This is a genomic window from Burkholderia sp. BCC1977, assembly GCF_905339595.1.
Classification (GTDB): Bacteria; Pseudomonadota; Gammaproteobacteria; order Burkholderiales; family Burkholderiaceae; genus Burkholderia.
On sequence record NZ_CAJPGQ010000076.1, the window covers coordinates 1 to 15526 of the forward strand.

Annotated in this window: 15 protein-coding genes; 7 read left to right on the forward strand and 8 right to left on the reverse strand. The window is 55.5% G+C overall.

The features are described 5' to 3' along the window. The first annotated feature begins 323 nt into the window (after nt 1–323). On the forward strand, nt 324–767 hold the full coding sequence (locus U5771_RS33795; RefSeq protein ID WP_322027969.1) for a MarR family winged helix-turn-helix transcriptional regulator: 444 nt from the start codon (nt 324–326) through the stop codon (nt 765–767). Nucleotides 768–810: 43 nt separating this feature from the next. Here U5771_RS33795 and U5771_RS33800 read toward each other — a convergent pair whose 3' ends face one another. The 5 genes from U5771_RS33800 to U5771_RS33820 all read right to left on the reverse strand — a co-directional run bounded on the left by U5771_RS33800 (nt 811) and on the right by U5771_RS33820 (nt 6511). Next, a complete protein-coding gene (locus U5771_RS33800; protein WP_322027970.1) occupies nt 811–1227 on the reverse strand; it encodes a VOC family protein in 417 nt (138 codons plus the stop codon). A 215-nt stretch (nt 1228–1442) separates the two neighbouring features. Beyond that, a complete protein-coding gene (locus tag U5771_RS33805) occupies nt 1443–4157 on the reverse strand; it encodes a molybdopterin-dependent oxidoreductase (RefSeq protein ID WP_322027959.1) in 2715 nt (904 codons plus the stop codon). A 110-nt stretch (nt 4158–4267) separates the two neighbouring features. Next, nucleotides 4268–5113, reverse strand: coding sequence for a xanthine dehydrogenase family protein subunit M (locus U5771_RS33810; protein ID WP_322027960.1), 846 nt, complete (start codon nt 5111–5113; stop codon nt 4268–4270). Nucleotides 5114–5465: 352 nt separating this feature from the next. Continuing rightward, nucleotides 5466–5897, reverse strand: a complete 432-nt coding sequence (locus U5771_RS33815; protein ID WP_322027961.1) for a carboxymuconolactone decarboxylase family protein — start codon at nt 5895–5897, stop codon at nt 5466–5468. Beyond that, nucleotides 5894–6511 (reverse strand): FMN-dependent NADH-azoreductase, encoded by a 618-nt coding sequence (locus U5771_RS33820; RefSeq protein WP_322027962.1) that lies wholly within the window; start codon nt 6509–6511, stop codon nt 5894–5896. The genes U5771_RS33815 and U5771_RS33820 overlap by 4 nt, the downstream gene beginning before the upstream one ends. A 196-nt stretch (nt 6512–6707) precedes the next feature. On the opposite strand from U5771_RS33820, the gene U5771_RS33825 reads away from it, so the two are divergent. Further along, nucleotides 6708–7154 (forward strand): MarR family winged helix-turn-helix transcriptional regulator, encoded by a 447-nt coding sequence (locus U5771_RS33825; protein WP_322027971.1) that lies wholly within the window; start codon nt 6708–6710, stop codon nt 7152–7154. 155 nt (nt 7155–7309) lie between these two features. Here U5771_RS33825 and U5771_RS33830 read toward each other — a convergent pair whose 3' ends face one another. Genes U5771_RS33830 through U5771_RS33840 form a run of 3 tightly spaced genes read right to left on the reverse strand, consistent with a single transcriptional unit; the run spans nt 7310 to nt 9908 of the window. After that, nucleotides 7310–7954 carry an isochorismatase family protein gene (locus U5771_RS33830; protein ID WP_322027963.1) on the reverse strand — a complete coding sequence of 215 codons (645 nt, stop codon included), beginning with the start codon at nt 7952–7954 and terminating at the stop codon, nt 7310–7312. Nucleotides 7955–7981: 27 nt separating this feature from the next. Continuing rightward, the gene (locus U5771_RS33835; RefSeq protein WP_322027964.1) at nt 7982–9010 is read right to left on the reverse strand and encodes a 2,5-dihydroxypyridine 5,6-dioxygenase; all 1029 of its coding nucleotides are present in this window, start codon (nt 9008–9010) and stop codon (nt 7982–7984) included. A 49-nt stretch (nt 9011–9059) separates the two neighbouring features. Beyond that, the gene (locus tag U5771_RS33840; RefSeq protein WP_322027965.1) at nt 9060–9908 is read right to left on the reverse strand and encodes an alpha/beta hydrolase; all 849 of its coding nucleotides are present in this window, start codon (nt 9906–9908) and stop codon (nt 9060–9062) included. Nucleotides 9909–10301: 393 nt separating this feature from the next. On the opposite strand from U5771_RS33840, the gene U5771_RS33845 reads away from it, so the two are divergent. The 5 genes from U5771_RS33845 to U5771_RS33865 all read left to right on the forward strand — a co-directional run. Further along, a complete protein-coding gene (locus U5771_RS33845) occupies nt 10302–10802 on the forward strand; it encodes a (2Fe-2S)-binding protein (RefSeq protein ID WP_415859467.1) in 501 nt (166 codons plus the stop codon). A gap of 4 nt (nt 10803–10806) precedes the next feature. After that, on the forward strand, nt 10807–13248 hold the full coding sequence (locus U5771_RS33850) for a c-type cytochrome (protein ID WP_322027966.1): 2442 nt from the start codon (nt 10807–10809) through the stop codon (nt 13246–13248). Nucleotides 13249–13297: 49 nt separating this feature from the next. Then, nucleotides 13298–14716 (forward strand): 3-isopropylmalate dehydratase large subunit, encoded by a 1419-nt coding sequence (gene leuC / locus U5771_RS33855; protein WP_322027967.1) that lies wholly within the window; start codon nt 13298–13300, stop codon nt 14714–14716. Beyond that, entirely contained in the window at nt 14717–15352 is a 636-nt protein-coding gene (gene leuD / locus U5771_RS33860) for a 3-isopropylmalate dehydratase small subunit (protein WP_322027968.1), read from the forward strand. It begins immediately after the preceding gene. A 36-nt stretch (nt 15353–15388) separates the two neighbouring features. Next, on the forward strand, nt 15389–15526 hold a 138-nt coding region (locus U5771_RS33865; RefSeq protein ID WP_322027973.1), incomplete at its 3' end, for a hypothetical protein.

Here is a 15526-nt window from a genome sequence, read left to right on the forward strand (position 1 = left end):
TCGGTTACACCGACTGCATCAGGCGCCACTTGAGATGCTTGCATGTACGATATGGATATCCTTGATGGAATGAAGAATGAGGGGAGCGGCGAGCAGTGGACGTATTGGTCACTGTATAAGTGTATACGCTACATGTGAAGATTGAGGATCGTTTCGCTCCCTTAGGTATCTCAAGTAAGTGATTAAGCATTGGTGGGATAATGGGTATGTCTTGTATTGATGTTGGCGACGATCGCACATCGTTTCGGACTACATGGATGGAATTGGATGTTGAGAGTGTACACTTCATATATTCCAGAAACGTCCTCGATTTGCTTCCGCCAATGCCTGCTAACACGGATTCCTACGATTTTCATGATCACGTCGGCCATCTTCTGCGCCGCGCCTATCAGTTGCACGTCGCGATCTTTCAGGAGGCGATCCCGGATTCCGATCTGACGTGTGCGCAGTTCGTTGCGTTGTGTGTTGTGAAGGAGCGCGGCGCGTGCTCTCTGAATGACATCGTCAAGGCAACGGCAATCGATCAAGCGACTATCAGAGGAGTAGTGGAGCGCCTGAAAGCGAAATCGCTTATCCGGGTGACGCACAATCCCCGAGATGGGCGCAAACTGCTGGTGCAGGCAACACCGTCAGGCCTTGCGCTAATTGAGCGGACGGTTCCGTTTGCGATGCATGTGACTGAACGCACGTTCGGTGCGCTCAACGCGGGAGAGCGGGTCGCGCTGGTTTTCCTGCTGCGGAAGATGATCGGAAGCAGCGCCGAATAGTCATCGGACGGCTGGAATGGCCGGGGAGGTTACTGTCGCAGCACTATTCCGGCACTGAAGGACCTTTCAATTCGACTTGATTGCCGTCCGGATCAAAAAAATAGAGCGACAACCCCGTTCCCTCCGCACCGTATCGCATCACGGCGTCATCGGAGGGGTGCCCATGACGTTCGAAATAAGCGATTAAGTGGTTTTCATCAAAGGGATCTATTCGCAAGCAAAAGTGGTCGACATTGCGTCGTTCCCTTTCGGCCGACGCTCCCCCTTGTCGTCCGATCGAACCATTGATATCGACAAGGTCGATCATCGATGCGCCCGCGCGCATGTGCACCACGCCGAGGTCTTCACGATGGCGCTCGACAGTGCAGCCGAGCACATCTTGGTAGAAGTCGATGCTGCGCTGAAGATCGCTTACGCGAAGCACAATGTGATCAAGCTGCCGAATGTTAAACGGGCGCATGTTGCACTCCGGGAGGAAGTCACTGGAACGTGAGTTCAGATATGCGGAAGCACGGTCCGCCGAATCTTCATCGTTGGATCGTTCGCTCATACGCGTGCCATAGGGTTGCAGCGGGCGCAGATCCCGCTCTTATCGACAACTGGACGGCCTTTCGACAAGTACGGGCGCGCACCGCATATAAGTTCCGATGGAACAGTCTGTTGGTCAGGGGCAAATTAGGGTTCGTGGTTCCGTGTCGCCGACTTCGTCGAGCGGCTGGCCTCCAACGCCTCGATGACAACCGGGGGTGTTGCAGGGATTTGATGAATTCTGGCTCCGGTTGCGTCGTATATGGCGTTGAGTATCGCGGCGCACGTGGGTACCAAGGCGGGTTCACCGATGCCTTTTGCGCCAAATGGGCCGATCGAACTGCTTGCTTCCACGAACATGCACACGACTTCCGGTACGTCCAGCGACGTAGGAATGACATAGTCGTGGAAATTGTTATTGACTCCCGGAACAAATTTTTCCATCAATGCCATTCCGACGCCTTGGGCTACGGCACCTTCGATTTGCCCTTCAAGCAGGGTTCGATTCACGATCCGTCCGACGTCATGAGCCGCGATTACCCGGAGAACCTTTACCTGCCCGGTGCTGCAGTCCACCGAGACTTCGGCAACCTGTGCTCCAAACGCGTAGACGGCGTACGGAGAGCCTTGGCCATTCTCGTCAAGCGCGGTGGAGGGCGGATCGAAACGCTCTTCGCCTCGCATGACGTAGCCCCACTCGTCGATAGGAAGCTGCCCTAACGCAGATATATGCCTTACGCCGTTCGAATAGGCGATGACGTTTCCTTGCCAAAATTCCAGTCGGCAGTCGTCCTCGACTGACAGCAATCTGCAAATTTGCCGGCGCAGTGATTTTGCTGCCTGGAACGCTGCCTTGCCGGTGACGAACGTTTGCCGGGATGCCGACGTTCTACCGCAATCGGGCGTCAGTTCAGTCGCGGGACCGATGATCCGAAGGTCATGTAGAGGTATGCCGAGTGCATCGGCCGCTATCGAAGGTATGACGGTGTTCGAACCTTGCCCGGCGTCGACGGCACCCTGATGAAGATAGACCTTGCCGTCGCGCTTAAGTCCGATGCGGATGGTCGAGGGGTTCGTCAATGCGGTGTTGCCGCACCCGTAGAAAAATGCGGCCATACCAACGCCGTAACGAATAGACGTTTGCGCAGCCGCGGCGTTCTTCAAGTTCACTTTGTCCCGAAGGGCTGCCCACTCGGGCCGAAGCCGCTCGAGGCATTCGACGATGCCAACGCTCTCGTCCAGCCGTTGCCCGGTAGGGATGGTATCTCCGGGACGCAATGCGTTTCTCAGGCGAAACTCCAGTGGGTCGGTTCCCGTCATCCTGGCCAGTTCGTCGATCAGTTGCTCTTGAGCGAAAATCGTCTGCGGCACGCCAAACCCGCGAAACGCTCCTGCAGGAGTAATGTTCGTATGTACGGCTCGCGTCTTCGCCGAATAATGCGGAACCCTGTATGGGCCGCCAGCATGCACAGGGACGCGATTTGCGACGGAAGTCCCCCACGATGCGTATGCGCCGGTGTTGTAGTCGCCAGAGAAGTCGACGGCGACAATGTCTCCGTTTGCATTTGCTCCGATTGCGGATCGAATAATGGCTGGATGTCGCTTTGTCGAATTTGCGATGGACTCTTCGCGCGTCCACGTCATTGCAACCGGGACGTCGTTTTTCCATGCGGCTAGCGCGACCAGGGTCTGCACCGTCGTGTCGAGTTTGCCGCCGAATCCACCGCCGACCGCGGTAGGTCGGCAATAGACATTTTCCTCTGGTATTTCAAGCATCCGGGCCACGTCAAACCGATGTGCGTGGGGGGCTTGAGTAGGCGAGTACACGGCAATCGTGTCGCGGGAGCGCACAGCCCATCCTGCTTCAGGCTCGAGATAAGCATGTTCCACGAAGCTGCTTTCGAACTTTCCGCTCGCAACATAGGGAAGTGATGACATGGCTTCAGATACATTGCCTCGATGAACCAGTCCGTGTATCAGGATATTTCCGGGCCGCTCATCGTGGAGTCGATACGCCAGTGGATCAGTGGCGGCCGGTACCGTCAGCAACGGCGGCAGCTCTTCCCATTCGACAGGAAACTCGCTCAGATCGAGTTTCTCCATGCATTCGCGGGTCGCGACGATAAGCGCAACTGCTTCGAGGAAATACCGTGTCTCTTCTTCGGCGAGAACAGGTTGATCCGTATACGGGGCGGGCGCTCCCTGGATGTTGAGCGGGACGTCTCGCGCAGTCAGAACCTGTAGAACACCGGGGTGCCGTGCCTTGAATGTCTCAACGTCGCCAATTCTAAAGCGAGCTCGGTGAAATGGAGCGCGGATGGCCCTCGCGAACAGAGAATTCGGAGGGAATCCGTCGGAGCCAAAATGCTCGGTGCCGTGAATCTTCCCCGCACCGTCAAGGCGTGCCACGGAGGAGCCGACCGCTTCGCCGATCGATGGTTTCGAAGGAAGTGGTTTGTCTGTGCCCGTTGCGACTGACAGTACTGCATCGATTACCTTCGTGTACCCAGTGCAGCGACAAAGGACGCCAGAAAGGTGTTGCTTCACGTCGAAAGGCGTATGCAATTCATTTCGATCGATTGCACCGGCCGCGGTCACAATCATCCCGGGCGTGCAGAATCCGCATTGCACCGCCTGGTTGGCGAGGAAGGCTTGTTGCAACCGTTCGCCGCATCGTGTCATTTCGGCGACGCCCTCGATCGTCACAACACTACGCCCAGCAACGTGGCCGACGGGAGTGATACAGGAATAGGTTGCCACACCGTCCACAAGAACCGAGCATGCACCACAGTCCCCCTGGCCGCATCCGATTTTTGTTCCGCACAAGTGCTGCTCGTCACGCAGAAACGTGGAGAGCCTCATGCCACAGTCCTCAGGCAACTCCGTAACCTTTCCATTGACGGAACACCGTGTTTTCGTGAGACCTTGTTCGTCGCTTTTGCGGTAAAGGATCACGGACTGAACCCGATCTTTCATGACATGTGCCTCTCGCGTTTTGCTATCAGATCAGACAGTGATTGATGTAGTAGCACGCCCGCAATGTGCAGGCGAAATGCCTTGGTACCTCGAAGGTCGTCGATGGGACTGAGTTCTTGAGCCCATTGCGCATCGGCGAGAGCATGCTCGAGGTCGCGCACGGACCTTCCAGGCAGGCACGCTTCCAAAGACTGCAAATGACGGGGCGCTTCGGAGGCGCCACCGACGACGACGCGGATGTCGTCCGCCACGTCTTCTCGCCAATCTATTTTCATTGCAAGTGATGTGATGGCCAATGTCACGCCCTCACGATTGCTGAACTTTCGATAGATCGAACCTTCATTCACGCTGGCTCGGCGAAAGCCGATACTGATCAGGACCTCGTCAGCGTGAAGCGCGGTCGTACGGCGCCCAAGGACAAATTCGTCTATTGGTAGAATGCGGATCCCGTGTATCGATGCAAGAGTGACGTTGGCGTTCAGCGCAAAGAGCGCCGGAAGGCCATCTGCTATCGGGGCGGCGTTGCAGATATTGCCGCCGATCGTGGCGCGCCACCTGATCTGATGAGATCCGATTGACGCGGCGGCTTCCGCGAGCATTGCCGGCACCAACGGGCTTCGTTCAATCTCGGCCCAAGTCGTTAGCGCACCAATTTCAATGTGTTCCCCGCGTTCCGAAATCCCCTTCAGTTCAGGAATCTCGGACAGACTGAGCCAGCCTACCGTGGTTGGCCGCAGGTCCACTTGCGCAAACAAGTCGGATCCCCCCGCGAGGAGGCGCCAACTGCCGTTTGCGTACAGTTCTAAAGCTTCGTCCAGACTGTCGGGTGACGCGAAGGGCATTTTTATCGTACGAAGAAAGGTGCATTGGCGGAGGGAGCTGGCAGAACAAACTGCCGTCTCAATACTATAGAGTACACGTAATTGTTTTTCAAACTTTCTCGCCTAGGGTCTCTCCCAGCAGGCGAAGTCGACTGTTCGTGTCATTCGAGCATCTGACGGAGGCATGTGCGTAAGTACTGAAGCCATTCCTCGGTGTCGGCCGTGGGTGTGTACAGGGCAAATTTAAAGCGTACACATATTTATTTATCATCAGACCCTTAAATAAGCTTGCTCACTCTTGATGGCTAGCGAGTTCAGGGAATCATCCGCACCTTTGATCCGATCTTTGATACCTCGTCGGCTGCGTCGAGCGTCACTTGCGCATCGCGATGGCCATGCGATTCAGGGCATTCATCAACGAAACGACGAAGCAAAGATCCGATACTTCCGAATCGTTGAAATGTTTCTTCAGAGTTGAGAATTGGGAATCTGGCGCGTGTGTTTCCGCAACAAGCGTCATCGATTCGGCCCAGTTGAGTGCGGCGCGTTCACGATCGCTGTACAGCGCGCTGACACGCCAACCGGCAAGACTATCGAGTTTTTCTTCCGGATACCCCTCGTCGCGAAGGGATTTTGCGTGCAGGCAAAGGCAGTATGCACATCCGTTGATTTGAGAAACTCGCAAGTTTACCAGCTCTATCAACGGCTTGCCGAGGGTGCTTCTGCCCAATGCCTTTTTTGTCTGGATAAACCCTTGGTAGGCCTCGGGTGAGAGCTCCGCGTAGTTCATGCGAGATGCGTTCATGTTGGTATTGCCGTGAAATTCGATAAGACCGGAGACGCTACTATTGACTGACGGAATGCGATGACCTCGTCAGAACTGGGCATCAAACCGGGTAGATAGTGAAAGTCGAATGTCGCGATTCCAAGGCACGCCAGTGTGTGACGTAAATACGGTGTAAGAAAATCAGGTTGCCGGGCAAGGTCGCCCGAACAGGGGCTGCCTGATCGGACAAGAACGAGGGTTGGTCTGTCTTGCAGAAGTCCCACCTTGCCCTCAGGCGTGCGCTTGAAGGTTCTGCCGATACGGAGTACGTAGTCGAGCCATGTTTTCAGCGAGACCGGCACCGAAAAATTATGCATTGGTGTGCTGATCAATAAGAAATCGCAACGCTCAAGCTCCGTGATCAATTCTTCGGAAACGGACAGCGCATGGCTTTCGGAATAATGCTTGGCGTTCGTAACGGCCATCGCATACTCGCCGGTGAGTGCGGGGAGAGGGCTTGCGCCGAGGTCTCGAGATACCACGTTCGCATTCGGGTGACCACCAAGCATCTGGCCGATGATGTCCTGTGCCAGATGAGTGCCGAGGGAGGCGTCACCGTGGGGACTGCATTTCAGAAAGAGGATGTTCTTCATGAATTGGGACACCAGGATTTACCGACGATGCGATGCATACGATCGGAACGCTGATCGATCTCTAAACTATAGTGCATACAAAGTATATTGATGCAAGACAGCTATCCAAGCAGATTTCTACACGAGAATCTACTGCGTGTACATTGCTATCGAGGGTGTACACTGGTGCCTGTCTCTCACTTCAATTCATCCAGCCATGGCGGCTTCGAAAGATCCTTACATCTACTTTGATCAGGTCGGACACCTCCTTCGTAAGGCATATCAACGGCATGCCGCGATTTTTCAGAAGGTCATACCCGACTCAGATCTGACAGCGGCGCAGTTGGTTACGCTTTGTGCGGTGCGGGAACAGCCAGGCCGGTCGCTGAACGAGATTGTCAAGGTAACCGCGATTGACCAAGCTACCATCCGTGGTGTCGTTGATCGCTTGAAGGCCAGAAAGCTTGTCGAGATTTCGTCTGACCCGGAGGATGGCCGAAAATCATTGGTCAACATGACGAAAGACGGTGAGAAGCTCCTAGACAAAACCATCCCCTTTGCGCATGAGGTTACCGATCTGACATACGGCAATCTTTCTCCAGGTGAGCGAGTTGCGCTTCAGTATCTACTGAAGAAGATGATCGATGCGAGTCCGGACATGTGAGGTCGTCCCGCCGGCAGTTCATGAAGTCAATGGGGGCTCGATCCAAGTTGTACTCTCCATGGTGTTCTCGGAATGGCTTTGTGGTTCGAGCGGGAGCGCGCGAGTAGCGGAGTCGGGGCCTCTCGCTACTCGCGATTTCTTCGTTCGACATGCCCTCAGGGCTGGTTTGACTGCTCGATCGCCTTGAGCGCTTCGCTTAACGGCAGCACCGCGGCGTACTTCTGTTGCATGTCGAAAAGGCTCGCCTCGTGGGGAGCGATTGCTCGATCCCCGACGCAGTCAGTCAGGACGACGGGCCTGATCCCGTACGACATGGCGTCGACGACGCTGGCGCGCACACAGCCACTCGTTGTGCAGCCTGCCACAAGAAGGGTTTGGATCGACCGTTGATTCAGCCACGATAGAAACTGGGTGCCGATGAAGACAGAAGGCACTTGCTTGCGGATGATGAGTTCGCCCGATCGCGGTGCCAGTTCGGGGACGATCGCGCTGTCAGGGTTATCCTCACTGAGCTTTGCCAAGCTCGGGACCTTGAGCGAAAACACATTATCGTCGCTACCATCGGCCGCGAATACGATCCTGCTGTGGGCCACGGGCCAGCCGTTCTCGCGGGCTGCTGCCAGGGCATCGACGGTCCGAGCGATGGCGGGCGCGATGTTCCCGCCACCCAAGGTATCGGGTTTGTTGAACCCTACGACAAAGTCGATGATGAGCAGCGCGACGTTTCCTTTTACGGGAAGCGATGTGCGAAATCCTTGTCGTTCGTAAACGTTAGCTTCGGGGTGTTCTGACTGAGTCATGTTGATAGCCTTGAAAATAGTAATGCTTCAAACAACCTTTCCGTTGCGAACGACAACCGTGTCATCCAGACTCACCGTGCAGTTACGCAGCGGAATATCAATGTGGCAAGTGGTCGTGCGGCTCCCGCCGGCCTCGTTGTTCGGGCCTAGCGAGAACAGGAAATTCCCTTCGAAGGCGCGCGCATCCTGGCCGATCATGGCTTCCCTGTCGTACAGGCCAAGTGTCGACCATCGGGCCCGCGGCTGCAGACCCCAGCCGATGTGCGAAATTGCAAATGCCTCCGGGTCATCAAAGGTTTCCATGTAGTCACGGAGCAGCGCGGCCTCCATTCCACCTTCGATTTCAATTGCATACCCATCTTCGATGACGAGACGAATCGGCTCGCTGAGATACTTTTTTTGCGGCAGCAGAATATCGCCACGGTCGATGACGATCGTGCCGCTGACGCTTCGATCATTTGGAAACGTCAGCGCGAAGCCGCTTGGCCAATGGTCCCAGCGCCCAGGTTCATCGACAAACCCGTACTCCGCAATCGGTTCGAAGTCGCCCATCGGACAGACGATGGAGGTTCCGGCCGACGAGGTAACGCGCATTTCCTTGGCGACTCGAATCTTTTCCCGGGCTGCAATCGTTCGCTCTCGGTCTTCGAGTGTAGGAACCATGCGCGCAAGTACCTCCGGCGGTTCGACAGCAAGAAGAATACGCGTGCCGGATTTAAGTATCTCGAGTTGCTCTGGCGAGAACAGCAGGGCCATCAGGTCAATGACCAAGCCGCTGGCCTTGAGCGCGGCGATCGCGGCGGGATTTCCGGACAACGGCGTCGTTCCGAGATAGGAGAATGGATCGCGGCTAAATGCCTTCTCTCCGTTGATGGGAGGCAAATCCAGGCGGTTGACAATGCCTCCCAGTGATTGGACGGCGACAATCGCACAGGAGAGGGTTTGCGGGTGAGTCGCCGCACCGGTCAGGATGGTGACCGCTTCCCCTTGTTTTAACTTGGATAGTTGCAAGACCTGTTTCCAGGCTTCGATCAATTGGTAGTCGCTGATTGCCATCGAAATCTCCTGAATAATCGACTTTGTTTCGCGCACGATGTTGGCCGTTCTACGAATCTGAGGCGCGAGACGGAAGAATCTCGGTTCCTAGGAAGGAGCCGAATGCCTCATAAAAACCTTCTGCGTTGTCCCATGGAATCATGTGGCCTGCGTTTCTGACCCGGGCGTGGCGTAATGAGGGCAGGAGTTCCTGCAGCGTGTGAACGTCCTCATCTCTTACGACGTCCCCAAACTCCGCGGTGATTAAGAGCGCCGGAGACGCTAGGCCCGCAACATCGCTGTGGAAGTCATCCTGGTGAAAACCTTCGTGGGTGGCGATCACCGCTCGCTCGTCGCACGTGTGTAGCCATTCCGCACGGACCTGCCTCTGCGATTCGGTCCAGGTGGGACAGAATCGACGCATTCCCTCGGCATCAGTGCCATCACGTGCCACGCTCAGCGCATCAAGATATGGCTGGAGCGGCGATGGGTACGGTCGCCTGCCAGGGCCGGAAACGGGCGGATCGACCAACACCACGGACCGAAGGCCGGCCGGCCGGTGACGTGCTGCTCTCGCGGCAATCCTAGCGCCCATCGAATGTCCGACGAACGAGTAGTTCTGTAAGGCCAGCGCATCAACAAGCGCAAGAAGATCATCCGCTTGCGCCTTTAGGCTGTAATCAAGTGTCGATGATGCTTCGGAGAGACCTCTTCCACGCACGTCAGTGACATAAGTGTCGAAGTGCTCTCCCAGAACCTCGCCAACGAAACCCCACGATGCGGCAGGGCTGGTGATCCCGGGAATGACGACAAGGGCGGGGCGTTCTCCACGTGGCGGTTGTTGTCCACCGAATCTCAGATAGTGCTGACGAATACCGTTGGCGGAGATGTTTGCTCCGTACAGATAGTTCAGTCCCATTTCTTCTCCGATGAGGCGTACGCGGCACGGTGGCGCTGGTCGTTCTGGTGGATCTGCTTGGCAGTCTCGCGAGGATTTTCGCCATCAGACGTTGGTGCTGCACGACTAAGAATAGCGTATGCTCTGTATCTACACAACTAACGACAAATACCTACTAGCCCTGGAATGTCTTGTTAGTCCACAATTTCCGTGAATTCTGCGATCGTGTCACTTCGTGCGACATGGTATTTTTATGGTGCGTACACTAAATAAAGTTCCCGCGCGGCTCTTGCGGGTCTAGCGATGGCCCGGTTGCTCCGATCTGGAGTAGCAGGTGAGGTGCATCGTGTCGTCGCCCAGACGGCCAGCCGATGTCGCGGTGGACTTGGTGGCGGAAACGACAGCTATTTGAGGATTGCGATGCAGTCAACGAACGACGACCCGCTGCGAATGGTGGTCAATGGCATCGATGTCATAGTCGAAGAAGCCAGTCCAGAGACGCCTCTACTTTATGTACTCAGAAACGATATGGGGCTCAATGGACCGAAGTACGGTTGCGGTGTGGGTCAATGCGGCGCATGCAGCGTTCTGGTTGATGGCGTACCCACAAGATCCTGCGTCGTCCCGGTAAGAGTCGCTCGTGACCGCAACGTCACGACCATCGAAGGTTTGGGGTCGCGCTCATCACTTCATCCGGTTCAAAGTGCGTTTGTAGAGGAGCAGGCCGCTCAATGCGGGTACTGTCTTAACGGAATGATCATCAGTACCGTTGCGCTCTTTGCGAGTAATCCGTGCCCAAGCGACGCGGAAATCAAAGAGGCATTGAAGTTCAACTTGTGCCGCTGCGGAGCGCATGTAGAGATTCTGCATGCGGTGCGACGAGCTGTCCAAATGTACAGCTTTCAATCAAAGTAAATGTATGAAGACGTGGATCGCAGGGAACGGTGGCGAGGTCACGACGCGGTTGGAAGTGGAGCCGCGATCTCTCGATACTTTTCGTTCCACACCGGATGGGATCCCCTATCGTTGGCCAATTTTCAGGCCCGGGGCAGTTGAGGATGGGGCCATTCTCGTGAAGGTGCTCGCGTCAACCGGCCCAGGGGGCGACCTGCTCGGTGTCGACTACCGAGCCTGGCTGTGTTCTCGGGACGGGCGATCACTAAGCCGATTCGACTCGGTACCGGAGCCGCTGTATCGCTACCGAAGCAGGCGCGAAGATTGGCATCCGGCAACCGAATCTTCTATCGGAGCACATACGTTTGCGCGCGAGTCTGCCATTGACGAACTCGCGTTCCGGTCGTCAATGGATCCGGTTGAATACCGTTTGGCGCACCTCGATGCTGAACGAGACTCGGGCGCTGTCGCAGTGCTCCGTGCAGTTGCCGAAAGAGCTGCCTGGGCAGCCTCTGGCAAGACTAGTCAACCGATTGAGCGCGACTGGCTGGCCGGTCGTGGAATCGCGTTGGACAAAATTACCGGGAAGTCGAGGGCGGCGGCGCGGGAGAGTTTCGCGAGCCCTGCTGATGCGTCGTACGGTGCGCGTTCGTTGGAGAGGGAGTTAGTCGTCGATGAATGGGCGGCGTGGATTATCGACGTTCGGATTAGTCAACGGACGGGAGAGATTGTTGTAGATCGAGTGGTTGCCGGGAGCATCCGCGGTAAGCCTGGAGTTGCAACTGCGAAGGGGTTGCCGTGTGGAGAAATTGAAGCCGCCATCAAAATGGTGACCGGACGGAACTGGGCGGCACAGACTGCCTTTGACGAGTGCGGAGATAGTCAGGTACCTGTCGTATACCAGCAAGCATCACACGGCGATTCACAAACCGCATTGGCATCGCTTCTCGAGGTGTCGGACACAAGTAAACACAGGGCTACCCGGATTTCCGCGTCAGTTGCGGCCGCGATCGTCAATGCTCTGTTCGACGCGACAGGCGTCAGATTTCGCGAACTGCCTATTCAGCCTCGAATTCCACGGAGTGAAACTGACGACCAGCATGCGCCGTTAGCGGACGATCCGGCCACATCAGGGTCCAGAACTTCTCGAAGTTGGTGGAAACGCCTCGGCTTATTTGGCGGTGGCACCGCCATGGCAGGAGTCGCGGCGCTAATCGCAGGCCTGACGATTGGTGCACGACCGCTCCCACCCAGTGGGGCGGGGGAAGACTCCGTTCGATGGAGCGCTGAAACTATCGATCGCGGTCGACAGATTGCGCTGCAGGGTGACTGCGCCGTCTGCCACACCGCGCCTGGTGGTGCTGTTAATGCGGGAGGCTTGGCGCTCGATACGCCCTTCGGAACGATATACACGACCAACATTACCCCAGACAAGGAAACGGGAATTGGGGCGTGGACATATGAAAGCTTTGCTCGAGCCATGCGCTACGGGATCGCTCAGGATGGGCAACACCTCTATCCGGCATTTCCATACCCGTCATTTGCAAAGATGAGTGAAGGGGACATGCTGGCCCTTTATGCCTATCTGATGAACGAGCCGGCGGTTAAGCATCGCCCCCCTGAAACCCGACTTCCCCTGCCGTTCGGTATAAGAAATCTCGTGTCTGGCTGGAACTGGTTGTTCCTGGATTCGCGACCCTACCAGATAGATTCAACTCAGTCTGCGCAGTGGAATCGCGGGAAGTACTTGGTCGATGGAGCCGGACACTGTGGCGCATGTCATACCCCGCGAAATGCGATGGGGGCCGAGAAGAGGGGATCAACGTATCTATCGGGCGGAGTTGCAGAAGGGTGGATTGCTCCATCCCTTCTGCCCGGAACCGCGCCGCAGTCCTGGAGTGAAGACGAACTGTATGCGTATCTGAGGACGGGGTTTTCAGAGCGCCACGGAGTGGCTGCCGGTCCCATGGCGCCGGTGGTCGCCGGATTGTCAAAACTGCCGGAGTCGGATGTGCGGGCCATTGCCCACTATCTTGCGTCTCTTTCTGCGACATCTAGCGGTGTTTCGGCCGCGGTGGCGCGAGACGATAGCGATCTACGTTCGCAATCGAAACCGCTTCCACTGATCGGTGCGGAAAATGGGCAACGAATATTCGAGACGGCATGCGCTGTTTGTCACGCGGAGGCCGGCGGCGTAGGTCATTTCGGAGTCCGGCCATTGATGGGATTGAATACTAGCGTAGCCCTGGACAGTCCGGACAACCTCATGCGAGTCATTATGGATGGGATCAATACTCCTGCTACCGAACAGCTGGGTTACATGCCGGGTTTCAGGGATGCGCTCGACGATCAGCAGATTGCTGACGTCGCCGCATTTATTCGAGAGCGGTACGCTCCCGGGAAAAAACCATGGAGCAATCTTTCTGAAGCATCCGAGAAAATTCGACGCACGTCATCATCTCACTAACGAGCATGACGATTGTATTCATGGGTAATTCATTGTTCGGGGAGTAATGATGGGGCAGACTTTGTATGATAAGTTATTTGACTCTCACGTTATACGGAATGAGCCAGATGGTTCATCGCTGCTTTATGTTGACCGCCACCTGGTGAATGAAGTTACAAGTCCACAAGCATTCGAGTCTCTTCGATTGGAGCGGCGAGTCGTTTGGCGGCCTCGCTCGACCATAGCCATGGTCGATCATATCGTTCCGACAACTGATCGGGCGATTCCCGTCGTCGACGAGAGCTTCACGATCCAGGCAAATGCACTGAGAACAAATTGTGAAAGTAACGGTATCGAACATTATGGAATGGAGCATTTCGATCAAGGTATTGTTCATGTGGTCGGCCCGGAGAAGGGGGCAACACTTCCTGGCATGACCATCGTATGCGGCGATTCCCATACCAGCACACACGGCGCCATTGGAGCGCTGGCATTCGGAATTGGAACATCGGAGATCGAACACGTACTTGCTACGCAAACCATCATTGTTAAAAAGAGCAAGAGCATGCGCGTGTGGTTCAGCGGGAACATGCCCCGAGGGTGTAGTGCGAAAGATCTTGCACTTGTAATGATCGGACGTATTGGTACAGCAGGCGCTACCGGTTATACGATCGAGTACTGCGGTCCTGTCGTCGACGCATTGACGATGGAGGCCAGGATGACTCTCTGCAATATGTCGATTGAAGCTGGCGCCCGGTCGGGGATCGTTGCGGTGGATGACACCACGCTTGCATATTGCAAGGGGCGTCCGCTTGCGCCGCGTGGCGCGGAGTGGGATAAAGCCGCGAGTGAATGGGCGCAACTCAAATCAGATGCCGGCGCTCGTTTTGATCAAGAGATCGAGATCGACGTATCCGACATTTCACCCCAAGTGACATGGGGGACGTCTCCGGAGATGGTGTGCGGAGTTGACGGAGTGGTCCCGGATCCGCTGATTTTCAAGGATGCATCCAAGCGAAAGGCGTATCAATTGGCCATGGAGTACATGAATCTCCGGCCCGGTATGCCTATCGGAGATATAGAGATCGACAAGATTTTTATTGGCTCCTGTACGAATGGTCGAATCGAGGATCTTCGCTCGGCGGCGATGCTGCTAAAAAAAATGAATCGCAAGGTGGCAAGCAGAATTAAGGCGGCGCTCGTTGTGCCGGGCTCGAGTGACGTGAAGAGGCAAGCTGAGCGAGAAGGCCTCGATCAGATATTCAAGCAAGCAGGATTCGAGTGGCGAGAGCCGGGTTGTTCCATGTGCCTCGGCATGAATGCGGATCGTCTTAATCCAGGCGAGCGAGTGGCTTCGACTTCCAATCGTAATTTTGAAGGTCGACAGGGTGCCGGCGGGCGATCGCATCTTGTAAGTCCGTTAATGGCCGCGGCAGCGTCAATCGAAGGTAGATTTGTTGATGTCAGACAGTGGTTGGGCGAGGATTGAATGAAAAAATTTACCATTCACACCGGACTGGCTGTTCCCCTCGATCGCGACAATGTGGATACGGATGCGATCATGCCAAAGCAGTTCATGAAGTCAATTGCTAGAACTGGATTCGGCCCCTATCTGTTCGACGAGTGGAGATTTGAAGATCCTGGATATTTTGGAAAGCCGCCTGAGATGCGGGTTCTACGAAAAGAATTCATAATTAATAAGAGGCGCTATCAAGGGGCTAGTATTCTGGTTTCTGGGAGCAATTTCGGGTGTGGGAGCTCTCGGGAGCACGCGCCGTGGGCATTGCAGCAGTTCGGGTTTGACGTGATTATAGCGAAGAGCTTCGCCGATATATTTCAGAATAATTGCAAGAAAATAGGGTTGCTCCCAGTTGTGCTGGCATCGAATGTCGTGGTTGATTTGTTAAATTTGATCGAGATGACAGACGGTTATGAATTGACCGTTGATCTAAATTCGCAGATCGTTACCGGCTCAGGCGGGTTTTCAGCGCCATTCGAGTTTGGTCGAAAGGAAAGGGATCGGATGATGAATGGCTTGGATGATGTTGCTGCGACACTCCAATGTCTTGACGAGATATCTGATTTCGAATATGAATATTTTTCGAAAAGACCGTGGCTGAAGTGATGTTCAATTTGAAATTTTCATGGAAGTAAAATAACAATGGCATCTCCACGAGAAAAAATTCGCGAAGCCGCGCTCGACTATCACGAATTCCCGACCCCCGGGAAGATCGCGATCGCCCCGACCAAGCAGATGATCAACCAGCGCGACCTCGCGCTCGCGTATTCGCCGGGTGTC